Origin of the sequence: Kribbella sp. CA-294648 (assembly GCF_050943845.1) — a bacterium.
GTDB lineage: Bacteria > Actinomycetota > Actinomycetes > Propionibacteriales > Kribbellaceae > Kribbella.
This window is the reverse complement of the sequence record NZ_CP191981.1, coordinates 3183473-3204952: the sequence shown is the minus strand read 5'-3', so window position 1 is coordinate 3204952 and position 21480 is coordinate 3183473. Positions and strand designations below refer to the sequence as shown.

At 67.6% G+C, this 21480-nt stretch carries 14 protein-coding genes; 7 read left to right on the top strand and 7 right to left on the bottom strand.

The features are described from left to right. Nucleotides 1-73 precede the first annotated feature (73 nt). Nucleotides 74-1300 carry a hypothetical protein gene (locus ACQPYM_RS15415; RefSeq protein WP_433021144.1) on the top strand — a complete coding sequence of 409 codons (1227 nt, stop codon included), beginning with the start codon at nucleotides 74-76 and terminating at the stop codon, nucleotides 1298-1300. A gap of 21 nt (nucleotides 1301-1321) precedes the next feature. Here the strand turns inward: ACQPYM_RS15415 and ACQPYM_RS15410 are convergent, their stop codons facing one another. Together ACQPYM_RS15410 and ppdK are read right to left on the bottom strand one after the other, a co-directional pair. Further along, the gene (locus ACQPYM_RS15410) at nucleotides 1322-1594 is read right to left on the bottom strand and encodes a YciI family protein (protein ID WP_433021142.1); all 273 of its coding nucleotides are present in this window, start codon (nucleotides 1592-1594) and stop codon (nucleotides 1322-1324) included. A gap of 373 nt (nucleotides 1595-1967) precedes the next feature. Beyond that, entirely contained in the window at nucleotides 1968-4613 is a 2646-nt protein-coding gene (gene ppdK, locus ACQPYM_RS15405) for a pyruvate, phosphate dikinase (protein ID WP_433023286.1), read from the bottom strand. 820 nt (nucleotides 4614-5433) lie between these two features. Here ppdK and ACQPYM_RS15400 point away from each other — a divergent pair. Together ACQPYM_RS15400 and ACQPYM_RS15395 are read left to right on the top strand one after the other, a co-directional pair. Further along, nucleotides 5434-6669 (top strand): ISL3 family transposase, encoded by a 1236-nt coding sequence (locus tag ACQPYM_RS15400; RefSeq protein ID WP_433004723.1) that lies wholly within the window; start codon nucleotides 5434-5436, stop codon nucleotides 6667-6669. 12 nt (nucleotides 6670-6681) lie between these two features. Further along, a complete protein-coding gene (locus tag ACQPYM_RS15395) occupies nucleotides 6682-8628 on the top strand; it encodes a hypothetical protein (RefSeq protein WP_433021140.1) in 1947 nt (648 codons plus the stop codon). Nucleotides 8629-9281: 653 nt separating this feature from the next. Here the strand turns inward: ACQPYM_RS15395 and ACQPYM_RS15390 are convergent. The 4 genes from ACQPYM_RS15390 to ACQPYM_RS15375 are packed head-to-tail and all read right to left on the bottom strand — an operon-like array spanning nucleotide 9282 to nucleotide 14737. Next, on the bottom strand, nucleotides 9282-11246 hold the full coding sequence (locus ACQPYM_RS15390; protein ID WP_433021139.1) for a vWA domain-containing protein: 1965 nt from the start codon (nucleotides 11244-11246) through the stop codon (nucleotides 9282-9284). A 1-nt stretch (nucleotide 11247) separates the two neighbouring features. Next, nucleotides 11248-12645 (bottom strand): ATP-binding protein, encoded by a 1398-nt coding sequence (locus ACQPYM_RS15385; protein ID WP_433021138.1) that lies wholly within the window; start codon nucleotides 12643-12645, stop codon nucleotides 11248-11250. A 58-nt stretch (nucleotides 12646-12703) separates the two neighbouring features. Then, nucleotides 12704-13981, bottom strand: a complete 1278-nt coding sequence (locus ACQPYM_RS15380) for a serine hydrolase domain-containing protein (RefSeq protein ID WP_433021136.1) — start codon at nucleotides 13979-13981, stop codon at nucleotides 12704-12706. A 24-nt stretch (nucleotides 13982-14005) separates the two neighbouring features. Beyond that, nucleotides 14006-14737 carry a Clp protease N-terminal domain-containing protein gene (locus ACQPYM_RS15375; RefSeq protein ID WP_433021134.1) on the bottom strand — a complete coding sequence of 244 codons (732 nt, stop codon included), beginning with the start codon at nucleotides 14735-14737 and terminating at the stop codon, nucleotides 14006-14008. A gap of 76 nt (nucleotides 14738-14813) precedes the next feature. On the opposite strand from ACQPYM_RS15375, the gene mug reads away from it, so the two are divergent. After that, nucleotides 14814-15314, top strand: a complete 501-nt coding sequence (mug, locus tag ACQPYM_RS15370) for a G/U mismatch-specific DNA glycosylase (RefSeq protein WP_433021132.1) — start codon at nucleotides 14814-14816, stop codon at nucleotides 15312-15314. A gap of 1 nt (nucleotide 15315) precedes the next feature. Here mug and ACQPYM_RS15365 read toward each other — a convergent pair whose 3' ends face one another. Further along, nucleotides 15316-16248 carry an alpha/beta hydrolase gene (locus tag ACQPYM_RS15365; protein WP_433021130.1) on the bottom strand — a complete coding sequence of 311 codons (933 nt, stop codon included), beginning with the start codon at nucleotides 16246-16248 and terminating at the stop codon, nucleotides 15316-15318. Between the two features lie 107 nt (nucleotides 16249-16355). Here ACQPYM_RS15365 and ACQPYM_RS15360 point away from each other — a divergent pair, with 107 nt between their 5' ends. The 3 genes from ACQPYM_RS15360 to ligD all read left to right on the top strand — a co-directional run bounded on the left by ACQPYM_RS15360 (nucleotide 16356) and on the right by ligD (nucleotide 21429). Beyond that, complete coding sequence (locus tag ACQPYM_RS15360) at nucleotides 16356-16928, top strand: TetR/AcrR family transcriptional regulator (RefSeq protein ID WP_433021128.1); 573 nt, start codon at nucleotides 16356-16358, stop codon at nucleotides 16926-16928. A gap of 25 nt (nucleotides 16929-16953) precedes the next feature. After that, complete coding sequence (locus ACQPYM_RS15355) at nucleotides 16954-19389, top strand: hypothetical protein (RefSeq protein WP_433021126.1); 2436 nt, start codon at nucleotides 16954-16956, stop codon at nucleotides 19387-19389. Between the two features lie 1074 nt (nucleotides 19390-20463). Further along, nucleotides 20464-21429 (top strand): non-homologous end-joining DNA ligase, encoded by a 966-nt coding sequence (gene ligD, locus ACQPYM_RS15350; RefSeq protein WP_433021124.1) that lies wholly within the window; start codon nucleotides 20464-20466, stop codon nucleotides 21427-21429. The last annotated feature ends 51 nt before the right edge of the window (nucleotides 21430-21480 follow it).

Genomic DNA, 21480 nt, shown 5'->3' with positions numbered 1-21480 from the left:
CCGCCCGCCAACCCCCGGTGCATCCCTCGCGTCATAGTGTTAGCCATTCCGACCGCCCGGAGAGGAACCACCGATGCCCGACGACGTCACTGTGAGCGGGGTGACCGAGTTCGAGGCGGAGTCCTGGCCGCTGGAGGCGGCTGCCGAGGGCCTGCACCAGGTCATCGACGGTTTCCAGAACGGCGACACCCGTCCGCTGGTGATCGGCGACGGCGACCAGCCCGTCCTGGTGGTGCTGGCGATCGCCGACCTGGCCGACTTCCGCGCCCGGATCGCCGACCTGCTGGGCAACCCGGTGGATGCCGGCTGGTTGCGCTACTACTTGCGCTCCAACTTCGACATGAGCTCGGAGACCCTGGTCGAGCAGCTCGGCGTGGACACCGACCACGGTCTGTCCTCGCTGGCCAGCCAGGTGAACGTCGAACAGGCCGCGAAGCTGCTGCCGGACCACGTACGCCGTACCGAGGCCGGCGGCAACCCGCTGATGCTCATCGGCGACGGCATGCTGGCGACGGCGGCGCTGATCGCGTTCCCCGCCTTCTCCGTGCTGCTCGCGATGGAGAACGCGGGCAAGACCGACGACGACTCCTGCGCGCACGACGAGGAGGAGAAGCCGACCACGCCGCTGGAGGTGCTGGCCGAGCGACTCGGGCCCATCTCCACGCAGCTGGTCGCGCAGATCAACGCCGGGCGCGAGCCGGGGCTGCCGAAGTACGACCTGCATTTCGAGGACGACCTGGTCGAGCACCTGCGCGATCTGGAGAAGCGGGCCCAGGCGGCTCCGGGCGGCGGCGCGTACGACGAGCTGCGCGACCTGCTGCACTCCTTCGACCAGATGCGCAGTGGTGAACTGGCCGAGGAAGAGGAAGAGTTCGAGGAATCCGAGGCGCCGTACATCGAGGTGACCGACCTGCCGGCCGCGTTCCACGAGGTCCGGGACGCGTTCCGCTCCGGCGCCGACGATCCGTACCTGGTCGGCATCGACGGGAATCCGCTGGCCGGGCTGATCTCCTACGACCTGTACGAGATGCTGCAGAAGGTGTCGGTCGAGATGGACGGCACCGACGAGGCGCCGGTGCTGCCCCTGCCCGCGCCGCGCTGGGAGAACGGACCGGAGCTGCTGCCGTTCGACGCCGCGGTCGAGGTCTGCCCCGCCGTCATCGAGGACCTGTCCAACGGCGAGGCCTCGATGCTGTTCGTCGCCGACGACGAGACGGGCGAGCCCGAGATGGTGCTCGCACCGCTCGCCTGGTTGTGGGCCTACGTCGATTACCTCGAACTCGAGCCGACCGACGCCTGACCGATACTACGGTCCGAGGGCTCAGGCCGGCGGGAACAGTTGCTGCCACTCCTGCAGCGTGACGATCTCGTAGACGTCGGCCGCGGTGTACGGGTCCTTGGCGATGATGTCGCGCACCTCGGCCTCGTCGGCGACGTCGTAGATCAGCAGCGCACCGGTCTGATCGGTGAACGGTCCGGCGGTGTGCAGCTTGCCGGCGGCGTACAGCTCGGTGAGGTAGTCACGGTGGGCCGGGCGGACCTCCATCCGGCGGTCGGGGTCGGTGAACTTCAGCTGAAGCGCGAAAAGGGCCATGACCTCAACCCTATCCAGGGAGGTCACGGCCCGGTCGTACTGCGGACGTTTGGTGCGGGAAGGGAGTCACGAGCCGCCACAGCGGCTGGTTCAGGTCGGACCCGAAAGTCGACGAGTGATCCCCCTTCCCGCTCGGTTATTTTGACCAGCCGGAGCCCCGGATGCAAGAGGTTGGTTAAGGAGATTTGCGGCAGACAGTTTCCTTGCGTGACACTGCGTGATCACGACTCTCGCCACTCCGATGAGAGCGCGGACACGGTCGTACGGTCGGTCACGGAGCTCGGATGTCAAGGTCCTGCACGTCGTTGCAAATCTCATCCCCCGAACCAGACAGGGTGCCCGCGACGGCCGCAGGCACCCCGCCGGTCAGGTCTCAGGCCAGGGCGGCGCGGCCTGCTTCCAGGCGCGCGACCGGGATGCGGAAGGGCGAGCAGGAAACGTAGTCGAGGCCGACCTCGTGGAAGAAGTGGATGCTGTCGGGGTCGCCGCCGTGCTCGCCGCAGATGCCGAGCTTGAGGTCCGGCTTGGCGGCCCGGCCCTTCTCCACGCCGGTCCGGACCAGCGAACCGACGCCGTCGCGGTCGATCGACTCGAACGGCGAGACGGCGAAGATGCCCTTCTCCAGGTACCGGGAGAAGAACGCGCTCTCGACGTCGTCGCGGCTGAAGCCCCAAGTCGTCTGGGTCAGGTCGTTGGTGCCGAACGAGAAGAAGTCCGCCGCCTCCGCGATCTGGTCCGCGATCACCGCGGCGCGGGGCAGCTCGATCATCGTGCCGATCGGCGTCTTCCACTCCACTCCGTCAGCACCCCCGGCGCCGTCTGTGGCGCGGTCGACCTCGGCCAGGACCTGGTCGACCTCGTCGCGGACCAACTGGAGCTCCTGGACCGCGCCGACCAGCGGAATCATGATCTCCGGACGCGGATCCTTGCCCTCGGCCCGCAGTTCCGCGGCGGCCGAAGCGATCGCGCGCACCTGCATGGCGAAGAGTCCCGGTACTACGAGTCCAAGGCGGACGCCGCGCAGACCCAGCATCGGGTTCTGCTCGTGCAGCCGCTGGACCGCCGTGAGCAGCAGCTTGTCGCGGCCCGGCTCCTCACCACGCTCCTCAGCCAAGGCGACCTTGACGGCCAGATCCTCCATCGACGGCAGGAACTCGTGCAGCGGCGGGTCGATCAGCCGGATCGTCACGGGCAGACCGTCCATGGCCGACAACAGTTCCAGGAAGTCCCCACGCTGCAAGGGCTCCAGCTCAGCCAGCGCCGCTTCGCGCTCACCGTCGTCGTCGGCCAGGATCAACCGCTCGACGGCCTCGCGCCGCTCGCCCAGGAACATGTGCTCGGTCCGGCACAGACCGATGCCCTCGGCACCGAACCGGCGGGCCCGGGCCGCATCGTCCGCGGTATCCGCATTCGTCCGTACGCCGAGCCGCCGGATCTCGTCCGCGTGCCGGATCAGCCGGTCCACCGACGCGACCAGTTCGTCGCCGGCATCGGCGGCCAGCGACCCTTCGAAGTACTGGACGACGGGTGAGGGGACGACCGGTACCTCGCCGAGGAAGACCTCGCCGGTGGTGCCGTCGATCGAGATCACGTCACCCTCGGAGATGGTCGTACCGTTGACCTTGATCTTGCGTCCGGCGACATCGACGTCGAGCTCCTCGGCGCCACAGACACACGTCTTTCCCATGCCCCGGGCAACGACCGCCGCGTGCGAGGTCTTGCCGCCGCGGCTGGTCAGGATGCCCTGGGCAGCGATCATGCCGTGCAGGTCGTCGGGGTTGGTCTCCCGGCGAACCAGGATGACCTTCTCCCCCTTGTCGGCCGCCTCGACAGCGGCCGCGGAGGTGAACACGACCTTGCCCGAGGCCGCTCCCGGCGAAGCCCCGATCGCCTTGCTGACAAGGTCTTTCGCCGCGTCGCTGTCGAATCGCGGGAACATCAGCTGGGCCAGCTGCGCGCCCTTCACCCGGCGCAGCGCCTCATCGGTGTCGATCACGCCCTCGTCGATCAGGCTGGTCGCGATCCGGAACGCCGCGCCCGCGGTCCGCTTGCCGACTCGGGTCTGCAGCATCCAGAGCTTGCCGCGCTCGACGGTGAACTCGATGTCGCACAGATCGCGGTAGTGGCTCTCCAACTTGGCCATGATCGCCATCAGTTCGTCGTACGACGACTTGTCGATCTGCTCCAGATCGGCCAGCGGGACCGTGTTGCGGATGCCCGCGACCACGTCCTCGCCCTGGGCGTTCTGCAGGTAGTCGCCGTACACGCCGGACTGGCCGCTGGACGGGTCACGGGTGAACGCGACACCGGTGCCGGAGTCCATCCCGAGGTTGCCGAACACCATCGAGCAGATGTTCACCGCCGTGCCGAGATCGGTGGCGATCCGCTCCTGGCGGCGGTACAGGATCGCCCGCTCGGAGTTCCAGGAACCGAAGACGGCCTCGATCGCGAGATCCATCTGCTCACGCGGGTCCTGCGGGAACTCACGGCCGGTGTGCTCCTTGACCGCGGCCTTGAAGATCCGCACCAGCTCTTGCAGATCCTCGGCGTCCAGGTCCAGGTCGTTCTTGGTGCCCTTGGCCTGCTTCGCCGCTTCGATCGCGTCCTCGAAGACGTCGCCTTCCATCCCCAGCACGGTCTTGCCGAACATCTGGATCAGCCGGCGATAGGCGTCCCAGGCGAACCGCGCGTTGCCGGACTGGTGCGCCAGGCCGTTCACCGAGTCGTCGTTGAGGCCGACGTTGAGGACGGTCTCCATCATGCCGGGCATCGAGACCGCGGCACCGGACCGGACCGAGACCAGCAGCGGGTCGTCCGCCTGACCGAGCTTCTTGCCCATCTTCTGCTGCAGGGCGTCGACGTGGTGGTCGATCTCGTCCGCGAGCTCGGGCGGTACCGAACCGGTCGCCAGGAAGACCTTGCACGCTTCGGCGGTGATGGTGAAGCCGGGCGGTACCGGCAGGCCGAGGTTCGTCATCTCGGCGAGGTTGGCCCCCTTGCCACCGAGAAGTTCCTTCATGCTCTTGTTGCCTTCGGCGAAGTCGTAGACGAGTTTCGGCACAGTGACTCCCTGAGGTTTGGGCGGCTCGACTGGTCGCGGCGTTGTGACCGCTGGCCCGACGACTCCAGTGGCGGGGGCGTCTTTTCAGGGTAAGGCAGAAAAACAGTCCAGTTGAACACTGGTCTCACGTTCAGATCGTGACACTGCCCACACAAACCAGGCGGAAAGCCCTTGCCCCATTGACAACGCAGGACAAACGCCGGTTTCCCCGAGGAAACACAAAACCAGACGCTTACCCACCTTCGACCTAGGGCATGCGTCGGTTCGCAGGTGCACTCAGATCTACACCCGGGCCGCCAGTACCCAGCGGACACCTGGTCGACAGACAGGCCAGCCACGCGGCCGCGACCCATGCTTGAGGCTGCCTGCCACAGCCCCTCGGGCGGGCTGGCGACGGCCGCAGCATCGCACCAACATCCGAGTGGCGAGGCCAGCAGCTCGCTAGCCGTCAACCCGGCGAGGTCCGCGCAGACTGTCCCCGCAGACCAACGACTACTGACTGCAACCTCACTCCGCCGCCAGCGGTGCCACACCATCGAATTTTCCTTGTACATAAAGGAATCCAGCGCTGGCACGATTTGCGATCATCGCTCACTAAGAGTAGCATCGACTGTATGTGGCTCTCCTCGGGCTTCTGTGGGTTCGCCGGTGACTGAGGAGGGTTTCTTGTTGTGTGGTGGGGTTTCGCGGTGTGTTGGGGCGTGAAATGAGCGACGCGCACGTGTTCGCCCTTTAGGTTCGGGAGTTGCTGAGACAACCGAACGAAAGGGCGACGCACGTGCGCGTCACGACAGTATTTAACAGGGTTCTGGGGCTGGATGACACCTCGGTGGCCGGTGTCGTGTTTGCCGGCGGTGAGGCGGTTGTGACTGTGCGCCGCCTGGCCAAGGTGCATCGGTGCCCTTGTGGTTGCCGGGTTCCGGGGCGTTATGACCGGTCGGTTCGCCGGTGGCGTCATGTCGATGCCTGTGGTTTGAAGGTCTGGCTGGAGGCTGAGGTCGCGCGGATCTGGTGTCCTGATTGTGAGCGGGTCCGGACCGAGGATGTGCCGTGGGCGCGGCCAGGGGCGAGGCATTCACGGGCTTTCGAGGACACCGTGGCGTGGTTGGCGGCCCGGATGGACAAGACCAGCCTGGCGCAGCTGATGCGCTGCTCGTGGGAAGCAGTCGACCGGATCGTGGGCCGGGTCGTGGTCGAGCGTCTCGACGACAGCCGGCTGAACAATCTGGTCCGGATCGGCGTCGACGAGATCTCTTATCTACGGGGACATCGCTACCTGACCGTGGTCGTCGACCACGACTCCGGGCGCGTGGTGTGGGTCGGCAAAGGGCACGGCGTGGAGACGATTGCGGCGTTCTACCGGGAGCTGGGGTTCCTGCGCCGTAAGAAGCTGCGAGCGGTCACCATGGATGCCAGCGGAACCTACATTTCGGTGACCCGGGCGATGGCGCCGCAGGCGGTGATCTGTATTGATCCGTTCCACGTCATCAAGTGGGCCAATGAAGCGCTCGATTCAGCTTTCCGTAACAGCGCGATCCCCACCTTGAGAGCCGAGATGAAACAGGCCCGGAGCAACGCTGCCTGGCGCAAAGCACGGTTCGCGTTGCGAGCCGGACGGGAGAAGCTCCGGACCGAACACCTCAAGATTCTCAAGGTCATCCGGGCTGAGCGCACCGAACTCCACAAGGTCTACCTGCTCAAAGAAGAACTCCGCGACCTGTTCCAGATCATCGATCCCAGCCAGGCCTCGAGCTACCTCCACAGCTGGGTCCAACGAGCCACCGGCAGCGGCAGTGCTGCGTTCAGAACCCTGGCCCACAAAATCATCCGGCACGCCGACGGCATCATCGCTGCAGTCGAACTCGGCTTGTCGAACTCCCGCAGCGAAGGCGTCAACACCAAAATCCGGGTCATCCAGCGCCGCGGTTACGGACATCCGAAAGCACAATCACTGGCCACGATGATCTACCTGTGCTGCAGCGGAATCCAGCTTTCCTTACCCACACAAAGGTGAGGAGAGCCCTGTATGTTCGAATATGAACTCACCGACCTCGACGCCGCGCAGACGCTCGCCGCGTCGGCGCGGGAGCAGGCCCGGGAAAACGACGCCGCCATCCAGCGGCTCCTCCTGGCCGCCCACTACGCCGACCTGCACCCCAGCCCCGCGATGCTCCCCGGCGACCAACGCTCACCCGGCGGCGAACGCGAGATCCGCTACGGCGGCCCCGGCTGCCCAGGAGTCGCCGAGTTCGCGGTCGCCGAATTCGGCGTCGTACACGGCGTCTCCACCGAATCCGCAGCCAAGTTCATCGGCCAAGCCCTCGCCCTGCGCCACCGCCTACCCCTGATCTGGCAACGCATCAACGCCAGAGAAGTCACCGCCTGGAAAGCCCGCCAAATCGCCACCGCCTGCGTCGAACTCACCCTCGAAGCAGCCGCCACCGTCGACACCCGAGTCGCCCCCATCGTCGACACCGTCGGCCCCATCCAACTCCGCAACATCATCAAAGCCGCCATCTGGGACGCCGACCCCCACGCCGCCAAAGCCGCCGCCGAACAAAAGGCCCGCGAACACGGCGTCTGGGTCGGCCGCTCCGACGACCACGGCACCAGCACCGTCTACGTCAAAGCCCACACCGGCGACGTCATCCGCTTCAACGCCACCATCAACCAAATCGCCGACGCCCTCACCACCCTCGACGGCCCCCTCCCCCAAGACCTCCAACGAGCCAGAGCCTTCGGCGTACTCACCGACCCCGCCCTCACCCACCACCTCCTCCAAGTAGCCCAATACCTAGCCCCCACAGACGAAGCCCCGCCAACCGACCCAACAGCACACGAGCCACCCCCGCACGACCCTCACGCGGACAAACCACCCGCCGACAACCCGCCACTGCATGAGCCTCGGGCGCACGGACGTCCTGCCAACGCCCCGCCCACAGACGGCTTCTCAACAATCGACCCAATCGAATACGAGCCAGCGGCTGCCGAACCCACGGCAGACAACCCGCTGCTGCATGCGCCTCGGACGCACGGACGTCCTGCCGACGAGCCGCCCGCAGACGGCTTCTCGGCAGTCGACCCGCCCGCACACGAGCCAGCGGCTGCCGAACCCACGGCACACAAGCCGCCGCTGCATGCCCTTCGCGCGCACGAACTTCCTACCGGCGACCCGCCCGCAGGCTCACTCGCCGCCGCGTCCCCGGTGGATCCGGCCGAAGATCTTCTGCACCTGGAAGATGTACCCACCGACGGCGAACCGCGCCCTCACCTGTTCCTGAACGGCAAGCCGGACGCGGATGCTGACCGCGACACCGCACCAAACAGTTCACCGAACCATCTACCCGGCCCACCTCAACCAGCAGCCCCGCCCAGTGTCGCCGAGGAGATCGTGGCGCACCTGGACGCTTCAGCCCGCCACGGGCTCGCCGCGAAACTGTCCGCGATCAAAGAATTCTCCGACCGCAACAGCGGCACCAGACCCGGGCGCACCAAACTCTACGTCCACCTCACCGACGAGACCCTCCTCGCCGGCAGCGGCTGCCTGCGCGTCGAAGGGTTCGGGCCCGTCTACGCACGGCTCGCCGAACTCGTCGGGCACGACCGCATCACCATCCAGCCCGTCATCGACCTGCACGACCAGATCAACGTCAACGCCTACGAAATCCCCACCCGGCTCCGCGAACGCATCAAGCTCACCTACCCCGTCGAACAATTCCCCTACGGCCCCGGCGAAACCACCAACCACACCGACCTCGACCACGTCATCCCCTACAACCCCACCGGACCAAAAGGCCAAACCAGCACCACCAACCTCAGACCACTCCGCCGCCGCAGCCACCGCATCAAAACCTTCGCCGGCTGGAAATCCACGCCTACCAACAGCACCGGCCTGGAATGGACCACCCGCCACGGCTACAAATTCCACGTCGACCCCACCGGAACCCACCCCATCCCCACCAACGACCCATAACAGGTGCCGAATGCTCGACGCCAAAGGTCATCCCGGTCAAGACCGGTAGCCGGGCGCTGACGGATGCGATCAACGAGCGCTGCGCGACTTCGGATCAGCGGCGCGAGGGCAAGGGCGACCACATCAGCACCACTTTTCACCGTCGACATCTTCTGCGCCAGGGGCGCCGGCAGCGCACCTCTCAAGGTGTTACATGCTTTGCCGGCGGCACGCACAGTCGCTTTGCGCGAATTGATGATGAGCTGTCCGCGCGAGTTGAGTGCGCAACTCCGTGCCGCGACGCCCGCCTGCTATCTACCGCGACTCTCGCCAACGCGTCTGTCTTGCGCACCGTGATTCCGCGGGCCTGACATTCGCGCCTGTCCTGCTCGGCCGAGCCGCGCAGCCGCCGACGCCAACGCACCCAGGTCCGCTGGCCGCTTGCGGTGAGCTTTCGTTCTCACTCGGCTGCGGCGCGCACCCTTCCAGCCACAAGCACACCAGCGGCCAATCTCCTGTTCTTTACCTATCCCCTTCGCTAGAGTCGGCGACGGTACCTGAGATCGTCGCCGACAACGGCTCGTAGTAATCCTCCATCGCACCCAGCTGCAGCGCGGCACCTAGCCAGCTACAACCGCAGCGGCGACCAAGCTCTTGTTCTTTGCTCTTGCTCTTTAGAGTCGGCGGCGGGTTCTCAGGTAGTCGCCTACGACGGCTGCTCCGAGGCCGTCGGCGTCTGGAGCTAGCACTCGGCCGCCGCTGCGCCGGGCGAGGAGGTCTACGAAGGCGTTCAGGCGGGGGTCGTCGCCGAGGCGGAAGATTGACAGGGAGGCGCCTAGTTTGGCTAGGCGGTCTACCTCGGCGACTGTTTTGCGCAAGGTGGCCGGGCGGGGTGGGTAGTCGAACTCGGCTGTGCCGTCTGGTTCGAGGTGAGCTGTCGGCTCTCCGTCGGTGACCATCAGGACCACCGGCTGAGCATCGGGATGACGTCGCAGGTGACGGCCGGCCAGCAGTAGGGCGTGGTGCGCGTTGGTTCCCTGCTCCCAGGTGCCTTCCATGCCAATGAGTTGCGGCAGCTCGATCACTCCGGCGTACCGGCCGAAGGTGATCAGTTGGAGGGCGTCGTTGCGATAGCGGGTCGAGATGAGCTGGTGCAACGCGAGCGCCGTCCGCTTCATCGGGAGCCAGCGGCCCTCCTGCACCATCGACCACGAGGTGTCGACCAGCAACGCGACAGCGGCCCGGGCACGATGCTCGGTTTCGGCGATCTCCACGTCAGCCACGTCGAGCCGCACCGAACCATCCCGGCCGGCCCCGGCAGTCCGCAGTACTGCGTTGCGAACTGTCCGTGGCACGTCCCACGGCTGGGTGTCGCCGAACTGCCAGGCCCGGGTGGACCCACTCAGCTCACCGGCCGCACCCGCCGACGCCGCGTCACGCTCACCCGACTGACCACGAGCAGTTCGCAGTACGTCGGACAGCGCCGTCTGACCCAGTTGCCGCAACGCCTTCGGGGACAACTGCAACGTCCCGTCCGGCGCACGCTCCAGCAGACCCTGGTTGCGCAGTTCCCGCTCGAGTTCCGACAGCCGCCGCGCGTCGACCGTCGCCTCGTCACCGAGTTGCCGGGTCAGCGCGTCGAGATCGATGTCCTCCAGGCGCGCACCCGGATACGACTGGGCCAACTGCTCGGCCAGTGCATCCAGCTCGGCAAGATCGGACATCGCCCGAGCGCCCTCAGCCAGCCCGAGCGGATCGTCGCCACTCATCCGCTCAGCTCCGGACCAATCCTCACCCGGCCGCAGCGCCTGCAGCTGAGCATCGAGATTCGCCAACTGCTGCGACAGTTGAGGATTGCCGAACGCCTGCTGCGACAGCTGAGCTAACTCCGCCCGCTGCTCCGGCGTCATCGAGTTGAGCATCCGCTGCGCCGCCGCAGCCCGGGCAGCCAGTACGTCGATCAGCTCGTCGACCGTGCGCGGGTTCTCCGGGAAGAACTCGCCGTGCTTGGCCATGAACTCACCGAACAGCTGATCGATCTGCGGATGCCCCTGCGCATGGGCCGCGAGCAGCGCGTTGAGATCGGTCAGCATCTCGTTGATCCGCTCGACGTCCTCGGGCGTCGTGTTCTGTAGTGCCTCCTTCATGCCTTCGAACCGCGACCCGAGCAACTCGCGACCGAGCAGTTCCCGGATCTCCTCGTACTTCTGCCTGGCCTCACTTGACTGCCAGTCGTAGTTGGCCAGCTCCCGTACTGCGGCCGCAGTACCGGACGGCAGCGCGTCGAGCTGCATCTCGCGGAAACGAGCGTCATCGGAGGGGTTGGGGAACAGATCCCGCCGCTCGGCCTCCAGCGCTTCATCCAGCAACCGCTGCACGTCGCGCAAGGTGCCGTCGAGGTTGTGCCGGCGCTGGATCTCCCGGCGCCGCTCCCACAACCTCCGCGTCAGGTCGTCGAGGCCTTGGGTGTTGCGAGTCCCGCGCCGCAACAACTCCTCCAGCGCGGACCTCGGTGACGAACCGGCCATCACATCCCGGCCCAGTTCATCCAGCGCGTCCCGCAGATCCACCGGCGGGGCGAGCGGATCCGGACCCTCGTGCCAGGGTCCGTACGACCAGCCTTCGGGTAGGACCGACATGTCAGGCCCCGTAGACGGTCGTGTCGTCGTCGGCGTCCTTGGCCAGTCGTTTCGACAAATAGAGCGCTTCGAGGGCGAGCTCAACCGCGGCCGCGATCCGGCCGGGCGAATCGTCGGGATCGACTCCCGCTCGGGCCGCCACGTCGTGCAGCACGGGCAACTCCGGAAGAGCGGCCAGTACGTCGCGACCGGGGATCCGCTCGCCTGTTGTCACCAGGTGGCCTTGAGCAACTGCATCGGCCAGCGGGGTGAGGTCGAGCCCGGCGAACCGCTCGCGGGCGGTGTCCGCGATGGACCGGCGCAGCAGGTATTCGAGCAGCTCCGTTTCGCGCCCTTCCTCACCTGGCTCGAACTCCAGCTTGCCCCGCAGTACGGCGGGAACGGCTTCGAGGTCGACCGGGCGGGCGACGGCCGGCTCCTCGCCGGTGATCGCCGAGCGGCGCAGCGCGGCTGCCGCGACCGTCTCGGCGGCGGCGACCGCGAACCGGGCCGAGACGCCGGAGCGCTGGTCGATCGCCGTCGACTCGCGCAGGTGCCGGACGAAGCGCGCGAGCACCTCCAGCAACGGCTCCCCCACCTCGGCGGTGAGGTGGCTTTCCTGCCGTACGACGTCCACCTCGGCGTCGATGTCGAGTGGATAGTGGGTCCGGACCTCGGCCCCGAAACGGTCCTTCAGCGGGGTGATGATCCGGCCGCGATTGGTGTAGTCCTCCGGGTTGGCCGTTGCCACCAGCAACACGTCGAGCGGCAGCCGCAGCGTGTACCCGCGGACCTGGATGTCGCGCTCCTCCATCACGTTGAGCAACGCGACCTGGATCCGCTCGGCCAGGTCGGGCAGCTCGTTGATCGCGACGATGCCGCGATGCGCGCGCGGTACCAAGCCGAAGTGGATCGTGTCGGGATCACCGAGGCTGCGCCCCTCGGCGACCTTGACCGGATCGACGTCACCGATCAGGTCACCCACCGAGGTGTCCGGCGTCGCGAGCTTCTCGGCGTACCGGAGGCTGCGGTGCAGCCAGGCGACCGGCAGGTCGTCGCCGAGCTCGGCCGCGCGCCGCTTGGAGGCGGGCGTGATCGGCTCGAGCGGGTGCTCCGGCAGCTCGGCGCCCTCGATCACCGGGGTCCACTCGTCGAGCAGGCCGATCAGGGTGCGCAGCAGCCGGGTCTTGCCTTGTCCTCGCTCACCGAGGAGTACTACGTCGTGCCCGGCGAGCAGGGCACGCTCGAGCTGGGGAATCACCGTGCGGGAGAAGCCGACGATGCCGGGCCAGGGATCGCGACCGGCACGCAGCTCGGTCAGCAGGTTCTCGCGGATCTCGGCCTTGATCGTGCGGGGGACGTATCCGGCGGCGCGAAGCTCACCGGCCTTACGGGGAAGATCAGTGGGTGCACTAGTCACCCTGACGACGTTAGCTCGCAACTCCAGCGGACGCCCGCGCCATCTCAAGAAGCCCTGCTCAGCCCGTCCGGCGTGGAGTGACCCGGCCGGAAGTGAACAGGTACGCCGGGGTGAACGTCAGCGGGACCCAAGGCTGGCCCGGTGCGCTGCGAGTGACGAAGTGGTTGCCGTCGTCCGGAGCGGTGGGATACAGCTCGTATTCGACCACTGGATCCTCCGCGACAGCCAACCGGTCGCCGGTGACCCGGTAGGTCATCACGAGGCGGCTGCCGCGGCGCTCGACTTCCAGCCGGACGCCTGCGCGTTCGTAGACGCCGACGTGATCGTCCCCGGCGGCGCCCCCCTCGATCGGCTCGGGCCGCGGCGGCGCGGCCACTCCCACGTAGTCGGTGAAGACCTCGGAGACGAGTTGTTCGAACAAGGCCGGCGCGTTCACCGAATTGGTCAGCAGACAGACGGCCAGCCGCGCCTCCGGGTCGATCCGGAGGAACGCGAGCTGCCCGACCGTCTCACCGTCATGTCCGAACAGTTTGCGACCCGACCAGTCGTAGAGCCGCCACGCCGTACCGATCGCCTCGACCCCCTCGGCTCCACCGGGAAACGGCACCTGTGGCGCACGCATTTCGGCGTACTGGTCGAGGTGGAGGCGGGCGAAGGTCAGCAGGTCGCCGGCGCTCTGGGTGATCAGGCCGGCGGGGCCGATGCTGCGCGGGAGATTCCAGGTCTTCACCGGTACGCCGTCCGCCGTGTGGCCGAGGGCGGACCGGTGCAGGATCGCCTCCTCCGGCAGCGTCATGGTGTGTTCGAGGCCGAGACGTTCGCTCAATCGAACCCGTAGCGCGTCGTCCCAGCTTCGCTTGTCGAGCACCTCGATGAGGCGGCCGAGCACGACGAAGCCGGCGTTGCAGTAGGAGTACGCCGTACCTGGGTCGAACAGCTGGTCCACCTTGCCCAGCAGGCCGACGTACCGTTCCAGGCAGTCGTCACCGCGACCAGTATCGGTGAAGACGTCGCCGTCGAGGCCGCTCTGGTGCGTCAGCAGGTGCCGGACGGTGATTCGCGCGTCGATCGGCGCCTCGGGCAACAAGCCGACGACGGTGTCGTCCAGGCTTAGCTTGCCCTCGGCAACTAGTTGCGTGATCAGTGTCGCGGTCCAGATCTTGGTGATCGATCCGACCTGGAAGACCGAATCGGCTGTCACCTCCAGGCCGGTGGCGCGATTCAGTACGCCGTACGGCGCGACCAGTTGCTCACCGTCAGCCCAGATCCCGAGCACTGCGCCGGGGACTCCGCTGCGGCCGGCCAGCTCTTCCAGGCGGGAACTCCAGTCGGGCATACCGCCCAACCTACTTCCTCCTCATCACCTCTTCTTGGTGATCTCCTCGAGCGCGGCGCGGACCGCCTCGGCCGCGGCCGGTTCGTCCAGGCCGAGCTCGCGCAGGACCTCGGTCGCGATGCTGGCCGAGTCGCGGTAGAAGGCGCGCAGCAGGTGTTCGGTGCCGATGTAGTTGTGGCCGAGAACCATCGCCTCGGCGACCGCGCCCTGCAGGACATGCGCGGCACGTCGCGTGTACGGCGGATTCTCGGCCGCCAGCGCCGCCTCGACGTCTTTCGGCCTACCGGCGGCTTTGGCCGGGCTCCTCGTCGCGACGGCCTCGTGGACCGCCTGTTCGGTGATGCCGTTCGCGGCGAGCACGCGGGTGGCGATCGAGTCGGGCTGGGTGAAGAGCGCGAGCAGGAGGTGCTCGGTGCCGATGAACGGGTGGTTCAGGTTGCGCGCGACCTCCTTCGCGCTGTCGAGCACGGCCCTGGTCCGCGGGGTGTAGCGCTCGAGAGCGGGCTGCATGGTCCACGAGTCGGCGAATCGCTTGTGCGCGGCCTGCTTGCTCACGCCGAGCACTGCGCTGATCTCGACCCACGACCTGCCCGCGCCCCGAGCCCGGTCGACGAAATAGCCGAGCGCGGCGTCGCTGGTGCTGGTCAGTTCGTTGATGGTGCTCGCGGCGGTGCCGAGCTGGTCGAGGACGTCGTCGCTGCCGGCGTCCTCGCGGATGGTGTCGATGAGTTGCTGAAGATCGGGTCCGGGAGTCATGTCGTCAACCCTAGGTTGACGATTGCGAATCGTCAACCCTGGGTTGACTTCTTGATGTGGCGGTTAGGGTTCAGGGGTGCAAGAGATTGGTGATGTGATCGCGCCGGGATTGCGGGTCCTGTTCTGCGGGATCAATCCGGGCCTGGTGTCGGCGGCGACCGGACACCACTTCGCCCGGCCGGGCAACAGATTCTGGCCGGCACTGCACCTTGCGGGCTTCACGCCAAGGTTGTTCCGGCCGGACGAGCAAGCGGAGTTGCTGGAGCTCGGGCTGGGGATCACCAACGTTGCCCCGCGACCATCGGCGCGAGCCGACGAGTTGACCAAAGCCGAACTGATCGCCGGCGGCGAGAAGCTGGTCGAGAAGGTGCTCGAATACCAGCCCCAGTGGCTCGCCGTAGTCGGCGTCACGGCGTACCGCGACGCCTTCGGCGACCGAAAGGCCGCCATGGGCGAGCAATCCAGACGAATCAGTGACACCCGAGTCTGGATCCTCCCCAACCCCAGCGGCCTCAACGCCCACTACACCCTCCCCAAACTCGCCGCCGCCTACGCCGAGCTGGCGAAGGTCAGCTAGCTCACGCGAGGGCTTTGCGGAGGGTGTCGATGGCGAGGTTGATGGCGGCCTCGGCGGCGTGGGTTTCGCGGAGGGCGTCGACCATGACGAAGTCGTGGATGATGCCGCCGAAGCGGACTGCGGTGACCGCGACGCCGGCGGCGCGGAGCTTGTCGGCGTACGCCTCGCCCTCGTCGCGCAGTACGTCGGCCTCGCCGGTGATCACGAGCGCGGTCGGCAGTCCGCGGAGCTGCTCCAGGGTGGCGCGCAGCGGTGAGGCGGTGATCTGGTTCCGCTCGGCCTCATCGGTCGTGTACTGGTCCCAGAACCACTTCATCCCCTCGCGCTGCAGGAAGTAGCCCTCGGCGAACTCGTGGTACGACGCCGTGTCGAACGACGCGTCGGTGACCGGGTAGAACAGCACCTGCTGGTTGAAGACGACATCGCCGCGCTCCTTCGCCAGCAGCGTCACCGCGGCCGCCATGTTGCCACCGACGGAGTCACCCGCGATCGCCAGCCGGCTCGCGTCCAGGTCGTGATCCTTGCCGGATGCAACGATCCAGCGGGCAGCCGCGTAGTTCTGCTCCAGCGCGATCGGGTACCGCGCCTCGGGCGACAGGTCGTACTCCGGGAAGACCACCGCCGCGCCGGCCCCGACGGCCAGTTCGCGGACCAGCCGGTCGTGGGTGTGCGCGTTGCCGAAGACCCAGCCGGCGCCGTGGATGTAGAGCACCACCGGCAGCGGGCCGGTACTGCCGGCCGGGCGGACGATCCGGACCCTGACGTCGCCATTAGGGATGGTCACCCACTCCTCTTCGACCGCGAGCTTCGGGTAGTCGGTGGTCTGCACCTCGTCGACCGCCTTGCGGCCGTCGTCCGGGGCGAGCTGGAACAGGAACGGCGGCACGCTGGTGGCGTCGGCGAAAGCTTGGGCGGCGGGCTCGAGGACGGTCATCGCAGTACTCCTCTGGAGAGATCCAAGGCGGAGAACGAGCGTTCTCCGTCGTTATCCAGTACTGTAGGAGAACGATGGTTCTCAGCGCAAATCCGGAGGCGGAACGGATGACGATCGACACAGCGACCGCGCAGCAGCAGGTGCTCGACGCCGCGGACGCGCTGTTCTACGAGCGCGGCGTGCAGGCGGTCGGGATGGACGCCATCCGGTCCGCGTCCGGCGTCTCGCTGAAGCGGCTCTACCAGCTCTTCCCGTCCAAGGACCACCTGATCGAGGCGTACCTGGACAAGCGCGACCAGCAGTGGAAGACGATGCTGGCCGAGCACGTGGACGCCGCCACCGACCCGCGCGAGCGCATCCTTGCCGTCTTCGACTTCCTGCACTCCTGGTTCATGGAAAAGAGCTTCCGCGGCTGCGCCTTCATCAACTCCTTCGGCGAGCTCGGGACGGTCTCGCCCCGCGTCGCCGAGCTGGCCAGGAAGCACAAGGCAGGCTTTCGCGACGCCCTCACCGACCTGGCCGCGGCGGCGGGTGCCCCCGATCCACAGCGCCTGTCGGACTACCTGATCCTGCTCAGCGAGGGCGCGATCACCACGTCGGCGTTCTCCGAATCCCCCGAGCCGGCCGCCCGCGCCCGGGAAGCCGCGCAACTCCTGATGGACGCGAATCTGCCCTCCTGACTCCCCGGTTGGGCAGGATGTGGGGATGCGAGCGACCGCACTGCTGAAAGCCCTCGACCGGCTCCCGTACGGCGAACGCGTCCGCCTGGTCGCGCAGGAGGCCACCCGCCTGCGCGGCACCCCAGAGCTGACGGCTCTGATCTCCGAACTCGACCGAGGCGATCTGTTCGCGAGAACCATCGGCCTCCAGTTCGCGCAGATCGCCGGCGAGGTCGACCACGTCACCAAGCTCCTCAGCGACCCGCTGCTCCAACGCCGCGCGCTCGCCGTCGCCGGACGCGGCGTACCGGTCCCTGACGATGCACTGCGTTCCCTGTACTCCGATGCGCCGGCCGCCTTGCGGGCCCGCATCCTGAGCGTCATCCGGCGCACTCGACGCGAGGGGCTCGCCGCCCGGCTGATCGACGACCAACGCAGTCAATGGGGTGACCACGCCGCCGCCGGTCTGCTCAGCAGTGCGGACCGGGCGACCGTCGTACGGCTGCTGCCTGAGCTGGCCTACACCCTGTCTTCGGGTGAGTGGGGACGGCTGGCAGCGCGTCATCCCGAGGTTTTGCTCGACTACGCGTTCGCGACGCTGCCCAGCGACGCCAACCGGCAGGAATGGTGGAACACCGTCGGCCACGGCGCCACGAAGGTGATCGCTGAGCATCCCGGGCGGGTTCTCGAGCTGATCCGTGCCGCCCTCCCCCAGCACGAACTGCCCTGGGCTGTCGTCGAGGTGATCGGCCAGCTGGCTGAGCTCGATCCGGCCGGCTTGCTCGCGATCCTGCTTGCTCCCGATCGCGCCTCGACCGTCCATCGCGCCCTCACCCCGGCCCTGCGGCGGAGGCTGCATCGATTCTCCGACGACGACCTGATCGCTCTCGGACGCGCCCTCTGGCCGAACGTCGAAGGCTTGCTCGCCGATCTCCCGCCCTCGCGACGGTCAGCGATCTTCGCGGCCGTCACGGGGAGCGTCGAACTCGGCCAGACGATCCTGTCCGAAGACCTGCTCGCCGTCCTCCCCCACGCCGTTCGCGAGGAGCACGCCCGGCGGATGCTCGAGCTGCCGAAGGTGCGTGAGGAGCTGCACACCCGCTGGCGGCTCACCGCCTACCTCCCGTACGCCGAAGCCTTCGCAGTACTCGAGCCGGAGGTCAGTCGTGCCGATGCGGACGACCGCGCGGCCGTCTACCGCGCCGTCATCGAAAGCGCGGGCCACTCTCGCCAGGCGGATTCGATCGAGCATGCGCTGTCGTGGGCGACAAGGGTCCGCAACGACCAGGATCCGGTCCGGGCGGCGGTTCTCGGCGCGGCCGCCGACTTGCCGCCGTCTCTGCTGACCGATGCCCACGTCGGTGCGCTCCAGATCCTGCTGATCGACACCCTCGAAGCCCGGGACGCCTCCTGGCAGTCGCGAGGATCGCTGAACCAGCTGGCTGAGAAGGCCGTCCAACAAGGGGCACTGGGCAACCAATTGGTCTTGCTCGAGTGGGGTCTCCAGGCCCACGCGAGGCTGTCCGAGAACACCGGCACGGTCAGCCTGTACGGGTTGATCAACGGCCTGCCCCGCGGTCGCGAGGTCGCCGTCTACGAGGCGCTGCGCCCGTACGTCGACGCCGGCGCCAAGCGGCGTGAGTTCGCGCTCGCCTTCGCCATTGCTCATGCGTTCGGCCGCCGTGGCTGGGCCAACGAGCACCTGCACGGCGTACTGGAGAAGGCGGTCTGGTCGAACCAGGAGTACACGGTCGACCAAGCCGCTCGGCTCTGGCTCCAACCGCCCGCGACGCGCGCCGAACGAACCGGCCAGATCATCCAGCGCGAGGTCGGAATGGCCCGCTGGGACTCGGTGTGGCTCGCGGTGACCGAGATCCGCACCGACCTCCTTGACCGGGTGCTCGCCAAACCGAGCCGCGTCCGCCGCTTCTCCCGCAACTACGCCGCCTGGCACGTCTCCAACCTCGCCCTCCGCCGCTGGCTCCCCCGCCAGCACAGCCGGTACGCCGTACTGGTGGCTGCGGCCGCCAACGATGCCGAGATGCCCGAGTGGGCTCGGGCAGCGGCCGTCTCGATGCTGGGCCGTATCCCCGGCGTCGGCCGGGCTGCTGTCGAGCCGTTCCTCACCAGCGACCAGGTGCTCTTGCAGGAGGCGGCTCTTGGCGCACTGGCATGGACCGAGCAGCCGGAGCTCGCATTGCCGGTCCTATTGAGCCATGCGGGCGACGACCGGGCGCGGGTGGCTCTCTATGCGGCCAGCCGGGGCTGCACGGTTCGTCAGGCCGAGCCTGCTGGCCGAGACGTTCCGGCCGGTACTCGTGGGCGAGCGGATGAAGGTGACGTCCCGCAAGGAGGCGGCGCGGCTGCTCGGCGTACTGCGGGCGCCGGGGGCGAGCGCAGTACTGGCAGAGGCTTGGGCGGATGCGCATCGGGATGTGCGGGCTGCTATCGCCAGTACCGCGTCGCAGCATCTGCTGCATGAGCCGGCTAGTTGGGCGTTGCTGCAGGAGGCTGTGCACGATTCGGCCACTACTGCGACGGTGCTGGTGCAGCGGGCGCCGGCGACGATGGCTGCGGAGTACAGGTCTCGCTATGCCGACCTGCTGATCGCTGTGACCAACAGGCCCGAGCCGGAGGTTGTGCGGCTCGCGCTGCTGTCTCTGTCGAGGTGGGCGCGCTACAACCCGGCCGCTACTCCGGTGTGCGCGGGGTTCATCACTGACCTCTCGATCCGCAACACGACGTGGAGCGACGCCACCACTGCGCTTGTCGCCATTGCCGCTACCGGCGAGGGCCTTGACGAGCTGGTGTCGGTTGTCAGGCTCCTGGTCCGGCTGGAGAGCAACCCTGAGGTCCCCAACGCGACAGCGGACCGGGACCACCCCGCGCGGCAGCGGCTGACGGCTGTGGTGACACGGCTGACGGCTGCTCTCAGCGCACGGGAGGCACAGGCTCGGCAGGCGCTTCCGCTTGTCGCCGATGAGCTGACCGCACCGGAGTACCTGGGGCTTCGCGTTCGGCTGCTGATCTACGCACTGCAGTGGAAGGCGCCTCTAGATGAACTGACCGCAGTAGCCGACCTACTCGCCGACCGACCGCTGGCGGTCTCGGCAGCCGTGGGGCAACTCAGCATGCGCTTGACGAACGCCCAGGCGCAGTGGACCTCAGCGGACGTCCTCCCACCAGCCACCCAGCTCGCTGCCACCGGTCGCGCTGTCGACGGCCTGTTCGCCCTCACCCTGACAGCAGCCGCAACCACCCGCACCGGCTGGTCCCCTGCCTGGCGCGCCCTACTGACAGACCTCCGCAACCACCCATCGCCGGATGTCATCCACGCAGCGCTCGACTTGGTGACAGCCTCGGAGAGCTAGTCGTGGCCCGCGCCGACCGGCGTGCGTCGGAGTCGGGCTGGACAGATCGGCACCACTCGTACTCGTGTCTCGAACGGCTGATCGACCTCGCCCCGTGTCCTTCCTCTCAAGTTAACAAGCGGAAGGCGCGCCGAGCCGGGTGTTATCCACAGGTGGTTGCCTCTGTCAGCGCCTAGTCTCCTGTTATGGCGAGCAAGCCGGATGAGGTGCGTGACGGAGTACCGCTGACCAATCTCGATCAGCCGTTGTTTGATGGGGCTGAGGCGACAAAGCGGGACCTGGTGGATTATCTCGACGCGGTCCGTGAGGTGATGCTGCCGGAGTTGCGGGAGCGGCCGTTGTCGGTGATCAGGGTGCGGCCTGGGCAAGAGCCGTTTATGCAGAAGAACGTTCCGAAGTACACGCCGGAGTGGATTCGGACGGTGCCGGTGTGGGCTGAGGCCTCCAAGCGGGAGATCTCGTACGCCGTGTGCGACGACCGGAAGACCCTGCTGTGGTTCGGGAACCAGCGTGCGGTCGAGTACCACCCGACGTTGATGCGGCTGGATCGGCAGGATCGGGTCACCCACCTCGTGCTCGACCTCGACCCGCCCGAGGGGGAGACCTTCGAGCTGGCGGTGAAGGCCGCGTTGCTGGTGCGTCAGGCGCTGACCGACTCAGGCTTGGACGGCGCGGTGAAGACGAGTGGTGCCAAGGGTGTTCACGTCTACGTGCCGATCGATGACCAGGCGACGATCGAGGAGGCCGCCGCCGCGACCCGGGCGATCGCCGCGCGGGCCGAGCGGATCGATCCGGCGCTGGCGACGACCGCGTACGTGAAGGAAGAACGGCACGGCAAGGTGTTCGTCGACTCCACTCGAGCCGGTGGCGCGACCGTCGTCGCGGCGTACAGTCCGCGGATCCGCCCGGGCACGACGGTTTCCTTCCCCGTCGGCTGGGACGACCTGGAGCAGGTCAGCCCGCGCGACTTCACCGTCCGTACGACGCCTGGCCTGCTGACCACCTCCTGGGCCGACCAGCTCCCGGCTCCGCAGACCCTTCCCGCAGACCTGATCGAGGAGGGCCACACCATCCCGGTCGCCCGAGTGGTCGCGATGCACGAAGGCAAACGCCGCAAGGCAGCAGCCCGCAAAGCCGCCGCCGACGAGTAGGCGCCCGCGACGGGTCGCCGAGGTTTGGCCGGCCGACTGTTCCCCGGCACT